The sequence below is a fragment of the Planctomycetota bacterium genome (assembly GCA_033763975.1).
Classification (GTDB): Bacteria; Planctomycetota; Phycisphaerae; order Phycisphaerales; family UBA1924; genus RI-211.
The window spans coordinates 1-21031 of sequence record JANRJM010000018.1; the positions used below are offsets into that span (position 1 = coordinate 1).

Consider the following 21031-nt stretch of genomic DNA (forward strand, 5'->3'; position numbering starts at 1 on the left):
GAGCACCTGGCCGGCGCGGGGGCCGGCGCGGGGGCCGGCGCGGGGGCCGGCGCGGGGGCCGGCGGGGGGGCGGGCACGAGCGCGCGGGAGGGGCCTCGCACGCTGTTCGCGACGCACTACCACGAACTGACCGACCTCGCCGAGCGCCTGCCGGGTCGCGTGCGGAACCTGCACGTGGCGGTGCGCGAGTGGCCAGCCGGGGGCGAGCACGCGGAGATCGTGTTCCTGCACCGGATCCTGCCAGGCCGCACGGACCAGTCGTACGGGCTGCACGTGGCGCGCCTGGCCGGCATGCCCCCGGGTGTCATCGCGCGGGCGCGCGAGGTGCTCTCGAGCCTGGCGGTGCACCACGCGACGCCCGGGTCGCCCGCGCCCGTCGCCCCGCCCCCGGCCGACGACGATCCCTTCCCGCTGTTCACGCGGTACGTCGCGCACCCGGCGGTGGACCAACTGCGAGAGATCAAGATCGACGCGCTCAGCCCGTTGCAGGCCTTCGAGACCCTCCGCCGCCTGAGCGAGCAGGCGCGCCGCGGCGGGTAACACGGGTCCGCGGCTAGAGTCTGGCGAGGACCGGCGATGACGTCTGGCCGCGATGCCCCGGGAGGCTTGCCCATGGTCACGACAGCCCTGCTGCGATCGAAGTTCGCCGACGCGATGCCCTACGACGCGTACATCCGCTCGGGAACGCCCAGCCAGCTCGACGCGTGGCGATCGTTCGAGCGCGTGGCGCGCAACCACGCCAGCCTCGACAGCCACCAGCGCTCGGCGATGTCGGACTTCGCCCGTCGCGTCAACGTGCTCGTGCTCTCGGGCCTGTGGTGCGGCGACTGCGTGGCGCAGTGCCCGCTGCTCCAGATCATCGCCGAGGGCAAGCCCGACCTCATCGACCTGCGATTCCTCGACCGCGACGCGCACGCCGACCTGGCGGAGATGGTCATGATCGCCGGCGGGCGGCGCGTGCCCACCGCGATCTTCATGAACGAGGACTACGAGTTCGTCTCGCTCATGGGCGACAAGTCGCTCGCGCGTCTGCGGTCGCTCGCCTCCGCGTCGCTGGGCCCCTCGTGCCCGCTGCCGACGGCCGAGGTGCCCCCCGACGAGATCGAGGCAACCCTGCAGGACTGGCTGCGGGAGTTCGAGCGGGTGCACCTGCTGCTGCGCCTGAGCCCGAAGCTGCGGGAGCGATACAACGACTGACGGCGGGGGTCCGATAAGTCCGGGCACGCCTCGCGGACGTTCGCGCAAATCACTGCGGGAGCGAGATTTTCTGTTCCTGCCCCACACTTTCCGCTTGTGCGACTCGCGGAGTTCTGGTGCAATCAATGGACCTTTCCCGGGGCAACCCGGGTCGGTTGCGTGGGTGCTGACTTGAACGCGGTTCTCGAGGAGAAGGAGAGAAACATGACTCGTCGTCTGCTGTCGGTGTGCGGTGTGTTGGCGGTGCTCGGCGCGTCTTCGGCTGCGCTGGCCCAGAACGACGTGTACGCCATCAACCTCCGTGCGAACCCGAACACGCTGCTGCGCTTCCCCGTGAACGCGCCGGCGAACAACGTGATCTCGGCGAACGCCAGCTACGACGGCTTCGCGATCGACTTCAACGCCGACGCCTCGGTGCTGTACGGCATCACCGCCGGGGTCGCCGGCACCCAGCAGTGGGGCACCATCGACACCACGACCGGCAACTTCACCTCGATCACCACGATCGGCGTGGTTGAGAGCAACTGGGGCGGGCTGTCGTACGACAACACCAACGGCAACATGTACGCCCTGGCCGGCCAGAACCTGTACACGATCAACGTCGCGACCGGCGCCGCCACGCTCGTGGCGCCGTTCAGCGGCGGGCCGACGGGCATGTTGCTGATCGACATCGCCGTGCACCCGACCACCGGCCAGATGTACGCGCACGACATCGGCACCGACTCGCTCATGTCGATCGACAAGAGCACCGGCGCCGTCACGACCATCGGCCCGACCGGCTTCCTCGCCAACTTCGCGCAGGGCATGGACTTTGACCCCTCCACCGGCATCCTGTACGGCGCGATCTACACCGGCGGGGGCACGGGCGCGTTCGCGTCCTTCGACCTCACCACGGGCGCGGCGACCACGATCGTCAGCACCACGCCCTGGAACGCCGAGATGGAGATGGCGATCGCTCCCGCACCCGGCGCCGCGGCGCTGCTGGGCCTGGGCGCGGTGGCGGCCTTCCGCCGTCGTCGCTAAGACAGAATCCCATCCGGGAGTGGAACGTCGCACCCCTGCGGGCATCCGCGGGGGTGCTTTCGTTTTGCAGGCTCGCCGCCGCTTGGCAGCATCGCCGCGGCCCCACGTCACTTCAACGCGCGCTCGCCCCGCGCCCGGCGCGCCTCGTTCAGCATGGCGAACGCCGGCGGGTGGTCCTTCACGAGCCGCACGAGCTGGCTCGTCGTGCACGCCAGGCGCGCCGCGGCCCTGGCGACATCAAGCCCGCATGCCCACGCCATGTCCAGGGCTTCGGCGAGCAACGCCGGGAAATCGGCGTGCTGCGGGTTGCAGGCGATGCGCCCGGCGCGGTCGCAGCGCGATCGCCACAGGGCGCTGCGCTGGTCGCCGTCGGGCACCGGGCAACGCACGCCCATGGCCAGCGCGAGGCGCAGCCGCCGCAGCGCGACGGGCCGGTTCTCGCGCACGCTGCGTCGCTCGGCGGCCTGGGCGATGATGCCCGTGCCCGGGTGCGTGAAGACGACGGCCGTCTCGACCTTGTTGCGGTGCTGCCCGCCCGGGCCGCCGCTGCGCTGGCGGTCCATGGTGATCTCGCGCAGCAGTGTTTCTTCGTCGAGCGTGGCGGGGTGTGGGGGATCGCGCCAGAGCACGGGCGGCTCGCGCGCCGGGGGCGCGTCGGGTGCGCGAGCGCCCGGCGCCGGCGGCTTGCCCGCGAATCGGAAGGGGTTGGGGCGTCCGGAGGGCATGTCAGCACGACGTGGTGGGCTGGGCCTGCAGCGACAGGTCCGATGTGCGTCCGCTCGTGGCGAGGACGTGCGCGAGCCCCGCGATCATGGCGGCGTTGTCGACGCACAGGTGCAGCGGCGGGATGACGAGCGCCGCGCCCCGTGCCGCGGCGAATCGCGTCAGTTCGCGCCGCAGCAGGCGGTTCGCCGCCACGCCCCCGCCGACGAGCAGCGCGCGGGGCGGGACGGGCGCATGGTCGAACGCGCGCGTGATCTTGAGGAGCGCCGCGTCGCAGGCGGCTCGGCGGAAGCTCGCCGCCAGATCGCGCCGGCGCCCGTCGGTCAGCGCCGGGGGCGGGGGCGTCTTCGATCGCTCGCCCGGCACGCCCTTCGCCGCGTACAGCAACGCCGTCTTGAGCCCCGAGAACGAGAAGTCCAGCGACTCGCGCCCCAGGCGGCTGACGGGAAGGTCCGCCGCCCGGTCGTCGGCGCCCGGTGATTCGGCCAGCGCGTCGAGGTGAGGCCCGCCGGGGAACGGGATGCCGAGAATCGCGGCGGCCTTGTCGAACGCCTCGCCCATCGCGTCGTCGATCGTCGCGCCCACGCGCGTCAGGCCCGTCCACGATTCCAGGCGGTACAGGCTCGTGTGCCCCCCCGACACCACGAGTCCCACCGCGGGGAACAGGTCATCCGCCGGCGTCGCGGGCCGCTCTCCGGGCTCGTGCAGCACGCCCGCGTACAGGTGCGCGTGCACATGGTCGACGCCGACCAGGGGCCTGCCCAGGCTCCACGCCAGCGCCTTGGCGCCCGACACCCCCACGAGCAGCGAGCCGATGAGCCCCGGGCGATGTCCGACCGCGACGGCGTCGATCATCCCCAGCCCGATCCCGGCCTCTTCCAGCGCGGCCCGCACGACCGGCACGAGGCGTTCGGCGTGGGCGCGGCTGGCGAGCTCGGGCACGACGCCCGCGTACTCGGCGTGGATGTCGTTCTGCGAGGCGACGACGCTCGACAGCACCACCCGCCCGTCGCGGACGATCGCCGCCGCGGTCTCGTCGCAGGAGGTTTCGAGCCCGAGGATGATCATCGGACTAGCGCTGGGGCGTGGCGGGGCGCGGCTTGACGGGCGCATCGACCAGCCAGCGTTCCAGGTCCGGCCCGGTGACGTCGAGCGTGGCGATGAGCGCGCCGTTCTTGTCGCGGATCTCGACGACGCCGCCCGAGACCTCGGCGCTGTCGGCCCACAGGTCCTGCGGCTTCACCTCGCCCACCGCCGACTCGAGCGCCTCGAGCCGTCGATCCGTGCGGTCGAGTTCGCGGAGCATGCGCTCGCGAAGCTGCGTGAGACGGGCGGCCTCGGCCAGACCGATCGCCGTCACGGCCTGGCCCGCCTGCCCGGTTTTGACCCACGCGCCGGTGTCAATCTTGCCGCGCATGGCCTTGACCGCCGCGGCGAGCTGCGCGTCCTTCAGTTCCTCGAGCACCCACTCCGGGTCGCTCCAGTTGCCCGTCGGGGGCGTGCCCCCGGCGGCGCGCAGCACCTCGTTCTTGCGGCGCACTTCGAGCATCGCGATGAGTTCGGCGTCGGTGACGGGCACGTAGAAGCCGTCCGTCGGGTCGACGCCCCACGCGGGCGAGTCGTCCTTGCGCGAGAGGCTGCGCCCGCTGGGCAGGTAGTACCCCTGCTCGGTGAGCTTGAGTTCCGAGCCGTTCCCGCTCGGCAGGTGCAGCACGCTCTGCACGCTCCCCTTGCCGAACGAGCGCGTGCCGACGGCGACCGCGCGGTTGTTCTCGACGAGCGCCCCGGCCAGCACCTCGCTGGCCGACGCCGACTGCCCGTTCAGCAGCAGCACGATCGGGAAGTCCGGCAGCGTGCCCGGCGCTTCGGCCCGGCGCACCTGCTCCGGGTGCGCCCGCCCCCGCGTCGAGACGATGACGCCCTCGGCGAGGAAGAGGTCCGCGATCTTCTCGGCCTCGTTCAGCAGCCCGCCCGGGTTGAACCGCAGATCGAGCACGAGCCCGCCCAGCGCGCCCGAGTCGGCGCCGACCGATCGCAGCGCCGCCTCGACCTCGTCGGCGCAGCCGGGCGTGAACTGCGTGAGCCGGATGTACGCGATCCGCCGATTGGGATCGATGAGGTAGTCCCACGCGTTGGGGTCGGCGTCGGAGCGGCGGAAGCCCTTGACGGCGCGGGTCTTGATCCGCTCGCGCACGATCGTGATCTGCGAACGCTCGCCCGACCGCTCGACGGTGAGCACGACGCTGGTGCCCGGCTCGCCCAGCAGCAGGTCGATGCACTCGTCGACGCTCAGGCCCTGCGTGCTCTTGCCGTCGATCTCGACGACGCGATCCTCGGCCATGAGCCCGGCGCGGAACGCGGGTGAATCTTCCAGCGGAGAGACGATGGTGAGCCAGCCCTCCTGCTGGTTCACCTGCGCGCCGATGCCGACGTACTCGCCGGTCAGGTCCTTGTTGAAGTTGCGCTGCTCGGCCGCGGGCACGTACACGGTGTACGGGTCGTCGAGGGCCTCGACCATGCCGCGGATGGCGCCCTCGCGGAGCCTTGCGTCGTCGGGTGCGTCGACGTACCGCTGCGAGAGCAGGTGCTTGACCTCGACGAGTTCGTCGAAGAACGCGTAGTCGTCGGCGGAGGCGCCGGTGGCGAGGCGCTTGCCGATGGCCGCACCCGCCGCGAGCCCCAGCACGCTGATGCCCACGACGGGCACGGCGATGAGGGCGCGCTTCCACGCCGCACGGGGCTGCGTCCGATATCGCTCGCTCTTGGTCACACGGCGCTCCTTCGCGTGGGGGGTGGGCGGCGGCAGGCCGCGCACGCACCGGGCGATGGTAGGGTTTCCGCGTCGGGCGGTTGCACGGATGCACGCGGGGCCGGGTCTTCACGCCGGGCGGGTCTTCGCGCCCGGGCGGGCGGCCCCTACCATGTCCCGACACGATGGCGAAGGAACGAACCGAACTCCGCGTGGCGTCCGAACGGGCGGTCCTCGCGGCCGTCCGACTCCCGGACTCCACATTCGACCCGCGCGACCCCTTCGGCGAGCTGCGCGCCCTGGCCGAGCAGGCCGGCGCGACCGTCGTGGGCGAGTGCTCGCAGCGCCTGGAGCGCCCGGTGGCCGGCACGTACATGGGCAGCGGGAAGATCAGCGAACTGAAGGGGCTGTGCGAGATGCTCGAGGCCTCGACGGTGCTCTTTGATCATGACCTCTCGCCCAAGCAGATCAGCAACATCGAGCAGGCGATCGGGCGGAAGGTGGTGGACCGCTCGGAGCTGATCCTCGACATCTTCGCCAGCCGCGCCACCACGAACGAGGCCAAGCTGCAGGTGGAGCTCGCGCAGCTCGAGTACACGTACCCGCGCCTCAAGGCGATGTGGGACCACCTGGAGCGCATCGTCGGGGGCGGTGGCGTCGCAGGAATCGGCACGCGCGGCCCGGGCGAGCAGCAGCTCGAGATCGACCGGCGCCTCGTGCAGCGGCGCAAGCTCGCCCTGCAGCGCGAGCTCGAGGTCATCCAGGCCCGGCGCCGGCGCGAGGTCGCCGCCCGCAAGCGCGAGCACTTCACCGTCGGCATCGTCGGGTACACGAACGCCGGAAAGTCCACGCTCTTCAACACCCTCACCGCGGGCGGTGCCTACGCCGACGACCGCCTCTTCGCCACGCTCATGACCCGCACGCGCCACTGGGACCTCGGCGGCGGCGGGGGCGTGATGCTCTCCGACACCGTCGGCTTCGTGCGCGACATCCCGCACCACCTCGTCGCGTCCTTCAAGGCGACCCTCGAGGAAGCCACCCACGCCGACATGTTGCTCATCGTGCTCGACGTCTCGGACCCCGCGGCCGAACTGCAGTACGCCGCCGTGAACCGCGTGCTGGACGAGCTGTTCGAGGAACTGGAACGCTCGCGCCACGAGGAAGACCGCCTGCACGCCCGCCCGGCGCGCGTGCTGCTGCTGAACAAGGTCGATCGCCTCACCGACAATGCCGAACTGCTGGTCTGGCAGCGCAAGGTGCCCGGCGCGATCGGCATCTCGGCACTCCCCGGGCCCGACGGCCGCCTGTCGATCGGGGCCGACGAACTGGAGCGTGTCGTGCGCGACGCCTGCCTCGGCGGCGTCGAGACGTTCCGCATCACCCTGCCGATCTCGGACGCGAAGACGATCCACATGATCGAGACCCGCGGCGAGGTGACGGCCCGCGAGTACGACGCCGACCGCGTGACGATCGTCGCGCACATCGGACGCCGACACCTGGCGCAACTGCGTTCGCAAGGGGCGAGGCTGGAACTCGCGGACGAGCGCGGCAGGCCGCTGACGCCGGAAGAGACGCCCGGATACACGCCCGCGCGTGCGTGGGGCGAGTAGCGGGCTCGAACAGACTTTCGCCGCCGTTGAACCACGCCGCTAGTCGTGGCGCAGCGCGACGATGGGGTCCTGGGCGCTGGCGCGTCGGGCGGGGTACAGGCCGAAGATCAGGCCCGTCGCCGTCGCCACCGCGAAGGAGAGCAGGATCGACCAGAGCGTGAGGGCGGTGGGCATGCTGGGCACGGCCCAGCCGACGGCGAGGCTTCCCCCGACGCCGACGCCCACGCCGACCAGCCCGCCGATGGCGGAGAGCACGCCGGTCTCGACCAGGAACTGCCACATGATGTGCTTGCGCGTGGCGCCCAGGGCCCGGCGGATGCCGATCTCGCGGATGCGCTCCGTCACGCTGGCGAGCATGATGTTCATGATGCCGATGCCGCCGACGAGCAGCGAGATCGCGGCGATGGCGCCGAAGATCAGGTTGTAGGTGAGGGCCGTGCGGCGGGCGTTCTCGAGCAGCTCGTACGGCACGATGAGCGTGACGTCGGGCAGGCCCGGGTGCCGGTTCTTCATGATGAGGCGCAGGCGGTCGGCGTCGTTGAGCACGCGGTCGCGGTTGGGGCACGCGATGTAGATCTCGCTGATCTCGGTGGAGTTGGCCTGCATCGACCCGCTGCTCCCGCGGATCACCAGGTCGCCGAACATCTCGCGGGCCGCCGTGAGCGGGACGTGCACGTCGAGGTTGAGGTCGCGTCCGATGAGAGCGGCCCCTGCGCCCCCGGCCAGCCCGATGGGCGCGAGCACGCCCACGACCGTGAACGGCTTGGCGTCCACGCGCAGCGTCTTGCCGATGGGGTCTTCGAGCGGGAACAACTGGTTCGCCACCTCCGCCCCGATGACGCACACGGGCAGGCGCGCTTCCAGATCCGTGGTCGTGAGGTACCGCCCCTGCGCGACGGTGAGGTTCGCCACGCGTTGCAGGTCCGGCGTGGTGCCGTAGGCCTGGCTTGTGCGGCGGAGTTCGTCCTTGATCACCTGCCCGCCGATCTCCTTGAGCGGCACGATCGCCTCGGCATCGGGGAAGTTCGCCTGGATGACCTCCAGGTCCAGCCGCGTGATGCCGAAGCGGCTCACGAAGCTGCGCTGCTGCCCGCTCTGCTGGTTCTGCGACTCCGGGGGCTTCTGCGAGCGCACGATGATGTTCTTCGCCCCGAGGCGCTCGATCTGCGCGAGCGCCTGGCGCTTGCTGCCCTCGCCCAGGCTGCTCATCACGATCACCGCCAGCACGCCGAAGATGATCCCCAGCGCGGTGAGGATGGACCGCAGCATGTGCAGGCGGAGGTTCGACAGACCCAGCCGGATGATCTCGAGGATGAAGCTCACCGTGCGCTCGGCTCCGAGGGGGCGTGCATGCGCCGAATTGTCGCAAACTTGTCTCGCACTTTTCCCGTCCGCGGGTAGGGTTCGTGCGGATCGATGCTACGCCCCCGAAAGATGTGCGGCCGACCGGGGAGCGCCCCGCGGAATCCGCCGAAAGCCGCCCCTCTGCCGGACCGATGACCAGACCATGGATCGCCCCGGAGCATCCCGAGCCCTTCCCAAGCCCGCCGCGCGGGTGCTCACCGAGCGCGAATCCGTTGGCGGATGGCGGTACGAAGTGCTCATCCTCTGGCCCGACGGCGCCGAAACCGCCCACGACGTCACGCTCGGCTGGCGCGACCACGACTACTGGTGCGGCGGGGCCTCGGCGCCTTCCCGCGTCGTGCAGTCCGTCGTCGAGTACGTGCTCGACCACTGGGACGGCGAGATCCCGCCCCGGTTCGACGCCGCCCGCGTGCGCCGTTGGCTTCCGCGGATCGACGAAGAACTCCGCGGCACGATCTAGCGACGGGCGTGGGCGTGCATCGCCACTGTTCACCGATCAACCCGCCGGCAACTCCCCGACGCGCTGCACGCCCGGCCACAACCAGGCGAAGATGCCGCCGGTGACGAGCGCGTAGATCACGCCGTCGATCAGTCGCCCGGGCACCTGCGACCACGGCATGCCGTGCCAGATCGCCATGGGCAACGCGTAGCCGGCGTGGGCGAGCAACGCGGCGGCCCCGACCGCGCGGAAGACGGCGAGGAACGGCGCACCGGCGGCAAGCCCGGTGCCGGCGACATACGCCACGAAGACGCCGACGATGAGCAGGTGCGCGAACCACGCGCCGAGGTTCTTGCCCATGCTCGGCGGGCCGCCCTGCACGTAGACGAGCGCCCAGGGCCCGGCCTTGAGCTTTTCCATCATCGCGCCCTTGTCGGCCATGCCCATGCACCAGGGCAGGAAGTACACGCCCGGCGCGAGGGCGGCGTCGCGCAGCGCGTCGAGCAGCCGCGGCTCTTTGTCGCCGGGGTTCTTGTAGTCGTGCTTGTGCAGCGGCGTGGCCATCCAGATGAGCGAACTCGCGACGAAGACGCCGACGGCGCTGGCGAGGATCGGCAGCCAGAGCGAACCAACCGCGACCGCCGCGAGAACCATCGGCGCGCCGGACCCGAGCGTGCAGTTGGCGTGCAGCATGCGGAAAACCCCCGTGCCCGGGCGTCAGCCCGGAGAAACCCGCAGCATCGCAGCGAGTCGTGCGGCTGTCAAGCAGTGTGCGGGCGGGCCCGCGCACCTCAGTTTTGAGTGAGCATGCGCGCGAGGTACCGACCGGTGTGGCTGGCATCGACGCGGGCGACCTGCTCGGGCGTGCCGCTGGCGACGACGCGTCCGCCGCCGCCCCCGCCCTCGGGGCCGAGGTCGATGATCCAGTCGGCGCACTTGATGACGTCGAGGTTGTGCTCGATGACGACGAGGGTGTTTCCGGCGTCGGCGAGGCGGTTCATGACGAGGACGAGCTTTCGGATGTCCTCGAAGTGCAGGCCCGTGGTGGGCTCGTCGAGGATGTACAGCGTGCGTCCGGCGGGGCCGAGCTCGCCGGAGCCCTTGCCGAGCTCGGTGGCGAGCTTGATGCGTTGTGCCTCGCCCCCGGAGAGCTGCGTGCTGGGCTGGCCGAGCTGCACGTAGTCGAGCCCGACGTCGTGCAGGCAGCGCAGGAAGCGGGCGATCTTCGGGTGGTTCTCGAAGAACCCGCAGGCGTCCTCGACGGTCATGTCGAGGACATCGGCGATGCTCTTGCCCTTGTACGTCACCTCGAGGGTCTCGCGGTTGTAGCGCTTGCCGGCGCAGACCTCGCACTCGACGTAGACGTCGGGCAGGAAGTGCATCTCGATCTTCTTGAGGCCCTGGCCCTGGCAGGCCTCGCAGCGCCCGCCCCCGTTCTGCGCCGAGACGTTGAACGAGAACCGCCCGGGCTTGTACCCGCGGACGCGGGCCTCCTTGGTCTGGACGAAGACCTTGCGGATCTCGTCGAAGAACCCGGTGTAGGTCGCCGGGTTGCTGCGGGGCGTGCGCCCGATGGGGCTCTGGTCGACCTCGATGACGCGTTCGAGCGCGCCGGGCCACTTGAACGACCCGTGCGCGCCGGGGCTCTCGCGCGTGCCGAGCAGGTGCTGGCGCGCCGCCCGCAGCAGGATGTCGTTCACCAGCGTGCTCTTGCCCGACCCGCTGACGCCCGTGACGCACACGAGCCCGCCGAGCGGGAACGCCACGTCCACGCGCTGCAGGTTGTTCTCGCGCGCGCCCTTCACGATGATCGCCTGCTTCGTGTTGAGGCGCCGGCGCTTCGCGGGCGTCTCGATGGACTTGCGCCCCGAGAGATAATCGCCCGTGAGCGAGTCGGGGTTCGCGCAGATCTCCGCGACCGTGCCCTGCGCCACGACCCGCCCGCCGTGCACGCCCGGGCCCGGGCCGATGTCGATCACATGGTCCGCGGCCCGGATCATGTCCTCGTCGTGCTCCACCACGAGCACCGTGTTGCCGATGTCCGCCAGGTGACGCAGCGTGCCGATCAGCCGGTCGTTGTCGCGCTGGTGCAGCCCGATCGTCGGCTCGTCGAGCACGTAGCACGCGCCCACCAGCCCGCTGCCCACCTGGCTCGCCAGGCGGATGCGCTGCGCCTCGCCCCCCGAGAGCGTCGAGGTCTTGCGCGACAGGCTCAGGTATTCCAGCCCGACGCCCGCCAGGAACCGCAGGCGGTTGTTGATCTCCTTCAGGATCGGCTCGGCGATCGTCCGCTGCTCGGGGCTCAGGCGCAGCCCCTGGGCGAACGCCGCGGCGTCGGTGATCGTGAGGCGCGAGAACTCCGCGATGTTCAGCATGCGCAGCCGGGCCGAGGTCTCCGCGCCCGCCGGACGCCCGATGACGTTGTCCGAGCACGCCGCCCGGTCGACGCCGTGCGAACTCTCGATCAGCACGTGCAGCGCCTCGATCCGCAGGCGATCACCCCGGCACTCCGGGCACTGCGTGTTCGACATGAACTGCCCGAGCCACTCCTTCACCGACGGGTTGTCCGTGTTCTTCCACCACGTCGTGAGCTCGGGCAGCACGCCCTCCCACTTGCCCAGCGCGACCTTGCGGGTCTCCTCCGCCGGGGCGCCGTGCATGAGCTTGTGGCGCACGTCCGGCGGGAAGCTCGAGACCGGGTCCTCGAAGCTCACCTTGTACGCGCGGCAGAACTTCTTCAGCGCCCGGTGAAACCACGCGCGCACCGCCATGTTCTTCGCGTACGCCTCGATCGCCCCCTCGCGCAGGCTCTTGCCCGCGTCGGGCATCACCATCGCCTCGTCGAGCTCCAGCAGCGTGCCCAGCCCGCTGCACGTCGTGCACGCGCCCTGCGGCGAGTTGAACGAGAACAGCCGGGGTTCGAGCTCCTCGAGCGCGACCTCCGGGTGGTCGGGGTCCGCGTAGAGCGTCGAGTACGTCGTGTCGCGCCACGCGCCACCCTCGCCCTCGACGCTCGCCACCACCAGCCCCTTGGCGATCCGCAGGGCCGCCTCCACCGACTCGGCGATGCGCTGGCGCGCGTCGGGCGAGAGCGTCGCGCGGTCGATCACCGCGTCGATGGAGTGCTTCTCGTAGCGTCCCAGCTTCAGCGGGTTCTCGCCGGGCTCCTTCAGCACCTCGCGCAGGTCCTTGAGGTCGCCGTTCACGCGCACGCGGTTCCAGCCCTGGCCCGAGAGGTCCTCGAGCACGTCGCGGTGGAAGCCCTTCTTCGCGCGCACGACCGGGGCGAGGATCATGACCCGTCGGGTACTCCCTCGCTCCGCGTGGGGTGAGTCGCCCGCACGGAGTGCGGGGGTACCCATCAAGGCATCGACGATCTGCGTGCTCGTCGTCGCCGTGATCGGGCGCCCGCTGCGCTCCTGCACCGTGCCGTCCTTCTTCACCTTGGTCGGCGCCCAGGAGTACGGCGTGCCGCAGCGGGCGTAGAGCAGGCGCAGGTAGTCGTAGATCTCGGTGGTCGTCGCGACGGTCGAGCGCGGGTTGCCGCTCGCCGAACGCTGCTCGATCGCGATGGTGGGGGGGACGCCCTCGACCTCGTCGACGTCGGGCTTCTTGAGCTGCTCGAGGAACTGGCGGGCGTACGCGGAGAGCGACTCCATGTACTTGCGCGGCCCCTCGGCGAAGATGGTGTCGAAGGCGAGGCTGCTCTTGCCGCTGCCCGAGAGCCCGGTCATCACGACCAGCCGGTCGCGCGGGATCTCGAGGCTGATGTTCTTGAGGTTGTGCTCGCGCGCCCCGCGCACGCGGATCGACCGCTGTGAAGGCGAGTCCTGTGCGCCAACCTCAACAGCGACGGGGCGATTCTGCGGCACGGCGGCGGCTCCTCCCTGCACGGCGGCTCCTCCTTGAGCGTCCATGCTAGGCCGTGCACGGCGAACTGGAAGGTTTTTGTTCGTGCCACGCCCGAGCAGCCCGCCGCGTGAGGAGCGATCGCACGGCCTAGGACTTCGTGGACTTCCGCGGCGCCTTGCGATTGGCGCGCGTTGCCGCCTTCTTGGCGGCCTTCTTCGTGGCCTTCTTCGCGGGCGTGCGGGAGGGCTTCGGCGCCGGCGGACGCGGCGATTCCGGGGCGGGTGCGGGGCCCAGCCACTCGAGCCGCCCGCGGCGCTTCACGATGTTCTTGTAATCCCACTGGAGCAACGCAGCCTTCGCGAGCCAGCGGGCCAGGGCGGCCGTGTCGACCTGGTCGACGGACGTGTAGCGCGCTTCCGCGGCCTTGAAGCTCCCCTCGGGCTCGAGGCCCGGCTCATCGAACGACTGCCCGCTCCAGAACAGCAGGCGGACGCAGTCCTTGAGTGTGCTGTAGCCCACGATCGGGTTGCCGTCGAGGAACCAGACCGGGTGGCGGTGCCAGACTTTGTTCTCGGCGCCGGGGAGGTTGCGGTCGATCGTCCGGGCGAGCAGGTCGCAAGTGCGTGCTTCGCTCGCCGATCGGGCGGCGTTGTACGCGACGGTGTCGTGGTGGATCGGCATGCGCTGCTCCGTGATGCGCAGTTCGGCGTGCGAGGTTACGGGGCCGTGCCGGCAGGCGTCGGGCCGGGCGACGCCGCGCCCGGTGGGGGCGGGGTGCTCGAGGTCTGGTGCGCGGGCGGGGGCCCGGGCGGGGCCGGGTTCTGGCGGACCTGCGCCTTGATCCACCAGATCATGCCGAGCATCGCGCAGCCGATGGACAGCCCGACGAGGTAGTAGCCGAGGCGCTGGCGAAAGCCGGGCGCGGGACGAAGGTCCGACATGCCGGAGTGTACGGCGTGGGGAATCTGGGCACGGCGCGTGCGGGCGAACCGCTTGACAGGTATATCGTATATGGTATCGTGAAGTACGAAAAAGTGATGGATCGAAGGATGGCCTCGAGCGGGGGAAACGCGTGTTCCGAGCCGTGCTCTCGCGCGAGGTGGTCGGGTGGCTGCGGGCGAGGCCCGCGCTGGTGGAGCCGTTCGCGGCGGCGTTGGGCAGGGTGCGCTCGGGCGTTGACCTGGGCGAGCCGATCAAAGAACCGGGCTCGAAGTACCTGCTGCGGTTCTTTCGGTTCGGTCGGGACGGGTCGTACATCGCGGTGTTCGTGTCCGAGGCCGCGACTCGGACGGTGAGGGTGGTGACATGCCGAAGCGTTCGACCGGAGCAGCCGTGAAGTCGCCCGCCAAGCCATCCGCCAGGCCATCGGCCAAGCCGGGAGCGAAGGCGGGTGTGCAGACCCGCACCAAGCCGACGTCTGCGAGCGGGCACCGGGCGGCGGCCACGCGCGTGCGGCGCGGAGGCGAGTACGTGCTCGTCCCGACGGCGGAGTACGAGCGGCTCGTCGTCCGCCAGGCGGCCCGCCGCGCGGCGCAGGTGCTGGACGCGGGCGACGCCGGATGGGTGGACTCCGACGCGGCGCTGACGTCGCTGCGTCGCGGGCGCATCGCGCAGGTGCGCGAAGAACGCGGGCTGACGCAGCGCGAACTCGGGCGGCTGCTCGGCGTGCCGCAGTCGCGGGTGTCGCGCCTCGAGCGCCACCCGGACTCCACCACGCTGCGGCAGCTCAAGCGCGTGGCCGAGGCGCTCGGCGTCGAGCCCGCCGACCTGCTGTAACCGGCGACGTCGCGAGCGAAGCGTGAGTCATCGCCTGCGGCGAAGTGCCGTGAGCGTACCCATCAGGAGCAGGCCCGTTGTCCCGACCGACGGCACCACCGCGACCTCGAACTGCCCCGTGCCGCCGATGAAGCCCATCATGCTGCCGCTTTGAAACCTGATCGACGCCTGATAGGAGCCGGGCCCAATCACGCCGGAGACGGTTTCATTCCGATCGGTTGCGAAGTTCACGATGTCGGCGCCGCCGAAGTACGAAAGTTTGAAATAGCCGTATCCGAACCAAGCCTCGGATACTGTGCTGGAAAAAGTGAACGTATGCACGTGAATGAGATCGAAGTTCACTCGTATCTCGGTTGGCGTTTGACCGCCGCCATGTCCGGCGCCGCCGCCGATGGAGCTCCAGCCATCGATGAAGAACATCGATTCGTTGACCCAAGAAAACTGGCTGGCTCTCCCGGATGCACCTGCGGTGCTCTGTATTGCCGCCGACCATGGGTCGAGCGAGTTCGTCTCCTGTGTTTCGCTGAAACTCCCGGGGTTCGCGGAGCCGCCGTACGTTGAGACGGTGACGTAGCTGTATCTGGAGAGATTCAGCATGCTGGCGCGAGCCTGAACGGCAGCGCCCGCGAGTACGAATCCGACAACACATCCCAGGCGAGACGAGCGGTTCATGAGTTCCTCCGCCTGTCTCTCTCGTGCGTCAGAATACTTGAGCGCACCCATGCGTGCAAGCATCACGCCGTTGCGTCGTGCTAAGAATCATCAAACGCAGTGTTCGTCACCCGTACGGAGTTCAGCGGGCTCGAGCGACCGTCGTTGCGCCGTCCGCGCTACCGCTTCCGCCGCCCTTTGCGCGTGCCGGGTTGGCCGGGCGTGCCGCGGGGCGACGGGCCGGCCCGCTCGCCTTCTTCGTAGTCGGACTTGCGCGCCCGCGTCGGCAGCCCGCTGCGCTCCAGCTCGCCCGCGCGCTTGCGCAGGCGCATCATCTGATCGCGGATCGACGCGGCCTTCTCGAACTCCAGCGACTGCGCCGCCTTCACCATCTCCTCTTCCATCGTCTTCATGAGTTCCGCGATGTCGTGCTCGGGCTCGGCCTTCTCGAACGATGCCCGGGCCGTCTTGCGGGCCGAAAGCTCCGCCTCCAGGCCCCGGCGCACTTCTTTCATGATTGTCTTGGGCGTGATGCCGTGGGCCGTGTTGTACGCGACCTGCTTGGCGCGCCGGCGGTCGGTCTCGTCGAGCGCGTGGCGCATCGCGGGGGTCATCTCGTCGGCGTACATCACGACGCGCCCGTTGACGTTGCGGGCCGCCCGGCCCATCAACTGGATCAGGCTCGTGGGCGAGCGCAGGAACCCCTCCTTGTCGGCGTCGAGGATCGCGACGAGCGAGACCTCGGGCAGGTCCAGCCCCTCGCGCAGCAGGTTGACGCCCACGAGGATGTCGAAGTTGCCCAGGCGCAGGTCCGTCAGGATCTGCATGCGGTCCAGCGTCTCGATGTCGCTGTGCAGGTAGCGCACGCGCAGGCCCTTCTCGGCGAGGTAGCCCGCGAGGTCCTCGCAGATGCGCTTCGTCAGGGCCGTCACCAGCACGCGCTCCCCGCTCGCCACGCGCTGCTGGCAGCGCTCCAGCAGGTCGGGCACCTGGCCCTTCGTGGGGCGGATCTCCACTTCGGGGTCGAGGAGGCCCGTCGGGCGGATCACCTGCTCGGCGACGACGCCCCCGGACTTCTCGAGTTCCCACGGCCCGGGCGTCGCGCTCACGAACATCATCCGCGGCACCACGCTCTCGAACTCCTCGAACCGCAGCGGGCGGTTGTCCAGCGCGCTCGGCAGCCGGAACCCGTGCTCCACCAGCACGTCCTTGCGCGCGCGGTCGCCGTTGAACATCGCGCGCACCTGCGGCATGGTCACGTGGCTCTCGTCGATGATCAGCAGCCAGTCGCCCAGGTTCGGGCGGGGCATCTTCTCCGCCGCCGGGCGGTCGGTGTCCGTCGAGCGATAGCCCCGCACGCCCTCCGCCGCCAGCGTCTCGGGCGACGACGCGAACGCCGACACGCCCCCCGCCGGCGGCGCGAAGTCGAAGTAGTCCAGCAGCGTGTACGGGCGCTCGCCCGGCATCCGCCCGTCCATGAAGCGCGAGTAGTTCTCGATCCCCGGGCACGTGCCCGTCTCTTCGAGCAGTTCCAGGTCGAACTTCGTGCGGCTCAGGATCCGCTGCGCCTCCAGCAGCTTGCCCTGCGAGCGGAAGTGCATCACGCGCTCGTCGAGCTCCGCGCGGATCGCCGCCAGCGCCGCCTGCATCTGCTCCTCGGGCATCACGTAGTGCACCGCCGGGAACAGGAAGAACTGGCGCTCCTCCGCGAGGATCTCCCCGCTCGCGGGGTTGATGAGGTCGATGCGGTCGATCTCGTCGCCGAAGAGCTCGACGTGCACGGCGTACTTCTCGTACGCGGGCCACACGTCGATCGCGTCGCCCCGCACGCGGTACTGCCCGCGCTTCCACTCGATGTCGGTCCGCTGGTACTGCATGCCCGCGAGCGCGAGCAGGAACGAACGCCGGTCGATGCGCGAGCCCTTCGTCATCGTCAGCACCCGCTGCCCGTACGCGAGGGGCGAGCCCAGGCCGAAGATGCACGACACGCTGGCGACGACGACCGTGTCACGGCGCGCCAGGATGTTGCTGGTCGCCTGCAGGCGGAGCTGGTCGAGGTCGTCGTTGCGCGAGCTGTCCTTCTCGATGTAGATGTCGCGCTGCGGGATGTACGCCTCGGGCTGGTAGTAGTCGTAGTACGACACGAAGTAGTTCACGCTGTTCTTCGGCAGAAACTCGCGGAGTTCCTCGAAGAGCTGCGCCGCCAGCGTCTTGTTGTGGCTCAGGATCAGCGTCGGCTTTCCCAGCCGCGCGATCACGTGCGCCATCGTGAAGGTCTTGCCCGTGCCCGTGGCGCCCAGCAGCGTCACGTACGGCCTGCCAGCCCCGAGATCACGCGTCAACTGCTCGATCGCGCCGGGCTGGTCCCCCGTGGGCTCGAACGGCGCGACAACCTCGAACGGGCGGTGCATCGGCGGAGGGTAGCGGGGGAGAGGCCGTCGCCCGCCCGCACGGCACGGTCAGCGGGCGCTCGACTTCACACGGGACGCGAGCCACGCGCTCTCGCACACGGCACAGCGGACCATGAGCCCGCGCCGCCGCCCGCTCGTGTGAAGATCGGTCAGGCAACTGGGGCACACACCCCTGCGCAGCGCGATGTCGCATCGGTCTCGCCACGGGAACGGCACTAGAAACGGGAAGACAGCGCCGGCGAACGTGCTCATCGCGATGACCATCCACCAACCGGGCGGCAGCCCCGGGGCGAACAGCCTGACGGCGCCGACGCCGAGCGCACCCGCGAGCAACACGACGCCGCTCACCCGCAGTCGATATCGCAGCTGATGCGTGCAGCAGGCGTCGAAAATCGCCGAGTTCAGCCGTGACCCTTCCCACCTGTCATGGAGCTCTCGCACCAGGAACACGCGGACGGGCGTGCGCTCGTCGTCGCAACCATCCCAGCGCGGAAGCGTCATCGGCGCTCCCGTCGCCTTCGCGGCGAGTTGCCCGCATTCCGGGCAGCGCCGACTGGGCAGATCGACCATCAAGTACCCGCAACCCGGGCAGAGGTCGTCTTTCGGCGGCTCCGAACCGCTGCGGGTTGCCTGTCGATCCGGTCGCCACGCGTGCCCGCACGTCGGGCACTCCCGGTTGCCATCGGGGGCGACGGGCCGATCGTCGAGGGGCGTCCCGCACCGCCCGCACAGGCCGTGCGTGCAGAACTGGGACGCGATGAACTTGGCCGGCACACTGATTCCGTGAGGCTTCGGGATGATGATGACAATGAACACGCACAGGCCGACGAACACCGCGTCGACGTTCGCGTACCACAAGAGTATCGTGAAGAAGGAGAGCGGCAGCAATACCGCGGTAGCCCCCGTCGCCAGCGGCAGAGTCGTGAGCAGATGTCGAAGCCCCGAGTGTTTCAATCCGACCTAATCCAGCGCTCGCAGCAGTTCTCGACGCGGCGCCAAATAACACAACTGTCCTCGATCGTCCCTGAACGGGAACGTGAGCGGTGAACGAGTCTGGCGGAACGGATTCCACACGCGGGCGCACAGCATACCGCGCCCGCCGGCGGGATCGGTTTACCATCCCCCATGCTCCGCGTCCTCTACATCGACATGAACTCCTACTTCGCCTCGGTGGAGCAGCACTTCCGCCCCGAGCTGCGCGGCAAGCCCATCGCCGTCGTCCCCGTCGAGGCCGACACCACCTCCTGCATCGCCGCCAGCTACCCCGCGAAGGCGTACGGCGTGCGCACCGGCACGAAGGTCGGCGACGCCAAGCGCATGTGCCCGGGGCTCATCCTCGTCCGTGGGCGCCCCGACCTGTACGTCCGCGTGCACCACGAGGTCCTCGCGGCGATCGACACCGTGCTGCCCGTGCACGCGGTGCACTCGATCGACGAGTGCTCGTGCCGCCTCGTCGAGGCCGAGCGTTCGCCCGGCGCGGCGGAGGCAATCGGGCATCGCGTCAAGCGCGCCATCACCACGCGCGTGGGCGAGTGCCTCACCTCGTCCGTGGGCGTGGCCCCCAACCGCTTCCTCGCGAAGGTCGCCGCCGACCTGCACAAGCCCGACGGCCTCACCATCCTCGACGACGCCGACATCCCCGCCCGCCTCCTGCACCTGGCGATCACCGACCTGCCCGGCATCGGCCCGAAGATGCGCGTGCGTCTTGATCGCGCGGGCGTGCGGACGATTTCCGATCTCTACGCCCTCGACGAAGCCGGGCTGCGGCGCGCCTGGGGCAGCGTGGTCGGCGCGGAGTGGTACTACCTGCTGCGCGGGCTGCCCGTGAACGACCCCTTCGACGGGCCGCGTCCGCGACGCACCATCGGGCACTCGCACGTGCTCGGCCCCGACAGCCGCGACGAGCATCGCGCCCGCCAGGTGGGCGTGCGCCTGCTCACGAAGGTCGGGCAGCGGGCGAGACACCTTGGTTACGTCGCCGAGTGGCTCACGCTCTCGCTGCGATACCTCCGCTCGCGCGAGGACCGGCTGCACGCGCCCGACTCGGGCCCGCCCGAACGCTGGCACGATCGCGCCTCGCTCGCGGGCGCGGCCGACGCCGAAGCGCTCCTCCGCGCCTTCGCGTCCATGTGGGCCAGACGCCCGCCCGGGCACCTGCTGCAGATCGGCGTCACGCTCCACGACCTCGCGCGGCGCGAGGCCGCCACGCCGTCGCTCTTTGACGCGGCCCGGCGCGACGGGCGTCTGTCGTCGGCGATCGACCGCATCAACCAGCGGTTCGGCGCCGACGCCGTCTACCCCGCCGCGATGCACGAGGCGCGCAAGTCCGCGCCCCGGCGCATCGCGTTCGGCAACATCCCGGACCTGGGCCTGCCGGACTTGGAAGACTGACGGCGCACCCGCGCCGGCTACCGCTCTTTCCGGGGGTTCTCGCGCGGGGCCCCGTCGGCGTATTCCCACACGATGACCTGCAGCTTCTGCCGCCCCCAGCGACGTGCCCGCTCATGCGTCGGGTACAGCACATCCAGGCGGCGGCCCTTGATCGCCCCGCCGCAGTCCAGCACCGGCACGATCCGCCCGTTGTCGTACCCGGGGATCGTCAGCATCGAGCCGTACGGCAGGACCTTCGGGTCCGCCGCGACCAGCGCGTGCCCGTTCGTCTCCACCGAGTGCAGCGTGGCGGTCTTCCCGTCGGCCGAATCGCCGCACGAGCGCCAGTCCGGCGAGTACGCCGTCACCACCATCTCCATCACGCGCGCCGGGCGCACGGGACGCCCGTTGAACCACCGCACGTTCGGGTCGGTGCTGTACACGCCCGCGGGCAGCCGCGGCCCCGGCTCGTCGGCCCGGGCTGGGTCTGGCTTCTGCGCGCCTTCGGAAGTCGCCTCGGGCTTGGGAGGCAGATCGGCCTGCGACCACGCCCCTTCGCCGTGCGTCGGTGCGGCTTCCGCACGCGGCTCGCCCAGCGTCACCAGCCGCACCGGCATGATCGGCACGCCGCCCGCTTCCGGCAGCGACAACGATGCCAGCGGCACAGGCCGCTTGCCCGATTCCTTGGCCAGGATGGCCGAACCGGCAACGCCCAGGACGAGCGTTGCCGCGCCGACGGCCTTGAGCGCCGGCACCCGCCACTTCCGGAGCCGCGCAATCACGCGTTTGGCACGCGCCGCGCGGGGCGATCGAGTCTTCACCGCCCACCTCCACGTGTCGGGCACCTCTCGCCTGCCCGGGCCCA

The 21031-nt window shown here is 70.4% G+C and carries 19 protein-coding genes and 1 pseudogene; 8 read left to right on the top strand and 12 right to left on the bottom strand.

Annotation, left to right across the window (positions count from 1 at the left end; translation table 11 throughout):
• The 3 genes from SFY69_11835 to SFY69_11845 all read left to right on the top strand — a co-directional run.
• Positions 1-540, top strand: a 540-nt coding sequence (locus SFY69_11835) for a hypothetical protein (GenBank protein ID MDX2132730.1), incomplete at its 5' end; no start/stop codon positions are given.
• 72 nt (positions 541-612) lie between these two features.
• On the top strand, positions 613-1197 hold the full coding sequence (locus tag SFY69_11840) for a thioredoxin family protein (protein MDX2132731.1): 585 nt from the start codon (positions 613-615) through the stop codon (positions 1195-1197).
• Positions 1198-1401: 204 nt separating this feature from the next.
• Positions 1402-2220 (top strand): hypothetical protein, encoded by an 819-nt coding sequence (locus SFY69_11845; protein ID MDX2132732.1) that lies wholly within the window; start codon positions 1402-1404, stop codon positions 2218-2220.
• Positions 2221-2327: 107 nt separating this feature from the next.
• Here SFY69_11845 and SFY69_11850 read toward each other — a convergent pair whose 3' ends face one another.
• From SFY69_11850 to SFY69_11860, 3 genes are read right to left on the bottom strand one after another with little or no spacing between them, the layout of a single operon-like run.
• Entirely contained in the window at positions 2328-2945 is a 618-nt protein-coding gene (locus SFY69_11850) for a peptide chain release factor-like protein (protein MDX2132733.1), read from the bottom strand.
• 1 nt (position 2946) lies between these two features.
• A complete protein-coding gene (gene tsaD, locus SFY69_11855; protein ID MDX2132734.1) occupies positions 2947-4011 on the bottom strand; it encodes a tRNA (adenosine(37)-N6)-threonylcarbamoyltransferase complex transferase subunit TsaD in 1065 nt (354 codons plus the stop codon).
• 4 nt (positions 4012-4015) lie between these two features.
• Positions 4016-5758: a S41 family peptidase gene (locus SFY69_11860; GenBank protein MDX2132735.1), complete on the bottom strand. Its 1743-nt coding sequence runs from the start codon at positions 5756-5758 to the stop codon at positions 4016-4018.
• A gap of 119 nt (positions 5759-5877) precedes the next feature.
• Between SFY69_11860 and hflX the strand changes: the two genes are divergently transcribed.
• Positions 5878-7302 carry a GTPase HflX gene (gene hflX, locus SFY69_11865; GenBank protein ID MDX2132736.1) on the top strand — a complete coding sequence of 475 codons (1425 nt, stop codon included), beginning with the start codon at positions 5878-5880 and terminating at the stop codon, positions 7300-7302.
• Between the two features lie 39 nt (positions 7303-7341).
• On the opposite strand, the gene SFY69_11870 is transcribed toward hflX, so the two are convergent.
• Positions 7342-8625, bottom strand: coding sequence for an ABC transporter permease (locus SFY69_11870; GenBank protein MDX2132737.1), 1284 nt, complete (start codon positions 8623-8625; stop codon positions 7342-7344).
• A gap of 184 nt (positions 8626-8809) precedes the next feature.
• On the opposite strand from SFY69_11870, the gene SFY69_11875 reads away from it, so the two are divergent.
• On the top strand, positions 8810-9127 hold the full coding sequence (locus SFY69_11875; protein MDX2132738.1) for a hypothetical protein: 318 nt from the start codon (positions 8810-8812) through the stop codon (positions 9125-9127).
• Between the two features lie 36 nt (positions 9128-9163).
• Here SFY69_11875 and SFY69_11880 read toward each other — a convergent pair whose 3' ends face one another.
• The 4 genes and pseudogenes from SFY69_11880 to SFY69_11895 all read right to left on the bottom strand — a co-directional run bounded on the left by SFY69_11880 (position 9164) and on the right by SFY69_11895 (position 13899).
• On the bottom strand, positions 9164-9799 hold the full coding sequence (locus SFY69_11880) for a hypothetical protein (protein ID MDX2132739.1): 636 nt from the start codon (positions 9797-9799) through the stop codon (positions 9164-9166).
• A 98-nt stretch (positions 9800-9897) separates the two neighbouring features.
• Positions 9898-12978 carry an excinuclease ABC subunit UvrA gene (uvrA, locus tag SFY69_11885; protein MDX2132740.1) on the bottom strand — a complete coding sequence of 1027 codons (3081 nt, stop codon included), beginning with the start codon at positions 12976-12978 and terminating at the stop codon, positions 9898-9900.
• A 271-nt stretch (positions 12979-13249) separates the two neighbouring features.
• Positions 13250-13639, bottom strand: a pseudogene (locus tag SFY69_11890) (DUF1801 domain-containing protein).
• A gap of 35 nt (positions 13640-13674) precedes the next feature.
• Complete coding sequence (locus SFY69_11895) at positions 13675-13899, bottom strand: hypothetical protein (GenBank protein MDX2132741.1); 225 nt, start codon at positions 13897-13899, stop codon at positions 13675-13677.
• A gap of 131 nt (positions 13900-14030) precedes the next feature.
• Here SFY69_11895 and SFY69_11900 point away from each other — a divergent pair, with 131 nt between their 5' ends.
• Both SFY69_11900 and SFY69_11905 read left to right on the top strand, forming a co-directional pair.
• Positions 14031-14294 carry a hypothetical protein gene (locus tag SFY69_11900; GenBank protein ID MDX2132742.1) on the top strand — a complete coding sequence of 88 codons (264 nt, stop codon included), beginning with the start codon at positions 14031-14033 and terminating at the stop codon, positions 14292-14294.
• A complete protein-coding gene (locus SFY69_11905; protein MDX2132743.1) occupies positions 14291-14734 on the top strand; it encodes a helix-turn-helix transcriptional regulator in 444 nt (147 codons plus the stop codon). The genes SFY69_11900 and SFY69_11905 overlap by 4 nt, the downstream gene beginning before the upstream one ends.
• A 27-nt stretch (positions 14735-14761) precedes the next feature.
• On the opposite strand, the gene SFY69_11910 is transcribed toward SFY69_11905, so the two are convergent.
• The 3 genes from SFY69_11910 to SFY69_11920 all read right to left on the bottom strand — a co-directional run bounded on the left by SFY69_11910 (position 14762) and on the right by SFY69_11920 (position 18750).
• Entirely contained in the window at positions 14762-15406 is a 645-nt protein-coding gene (locus tag SFY69_11910) for a hypothetical protein (GenBank protein MDX2132744.1), read from the bottom strand.
• Between the two features lie 158 nt (positions 15407-15564).
• On the bottom strand, positions 15565-17796 hold the full coding sequence (locus SFY69_11915; GenBank protein MDX2132745.1) for an excinuclease ABC subunit UvrB: 2232 nt from the start codon (positions 17794-17796) through the stop codon (positions 15565-15567).
• A gap of 48 nt (positions 17797-17844) precedes the next feature.
• Positions 17845-18750 carry a zinc ribbon domain-containing protein gene (locus tag SFY69_11920; GenBank protein ID MDX2132746.1) on the bottom strand — a complete coding sequence of 302 codons (906 nt, stop codon included), beginning with the start codon at positions 18748-18750 and terminating at the stop codon, positions 17845-17847.
• A gap of 171 nt (positions 18751-18921) precedes the next feature.
• On the opposite strand from SFY69_11920, the gene SFY69_11925 reads away from it, so the two are divergent.
• The gene (locus SFY69_11925) at positions 18922-20187 is read left to right on the top strand and encodes a DNA polymerase (GenBank protein MDX2132747.1); all 1266 of its coding nucleotides are present in this window, start codon (positions 18922-18924) and stop codon (positions 20185-20187) included.
• 17 nt (positions 20188-20204) lie between these two features.
• Here SFY69_11925 and SFY69_11930 read toward each other — a convergent pair whose 3' ends face one another.
• Complete coding sequence (locus tag SFY69_11930; protein ID MDX2132748.1) at positions 20205-20987, bottom strand: 3D domain-containing protein; 783 nt, start codon at positions 20985-20987, stop codon at positions 20205-20207.
• Between the last annotated feature and the right edge of the window lie 44 nt (positions 20988-21031).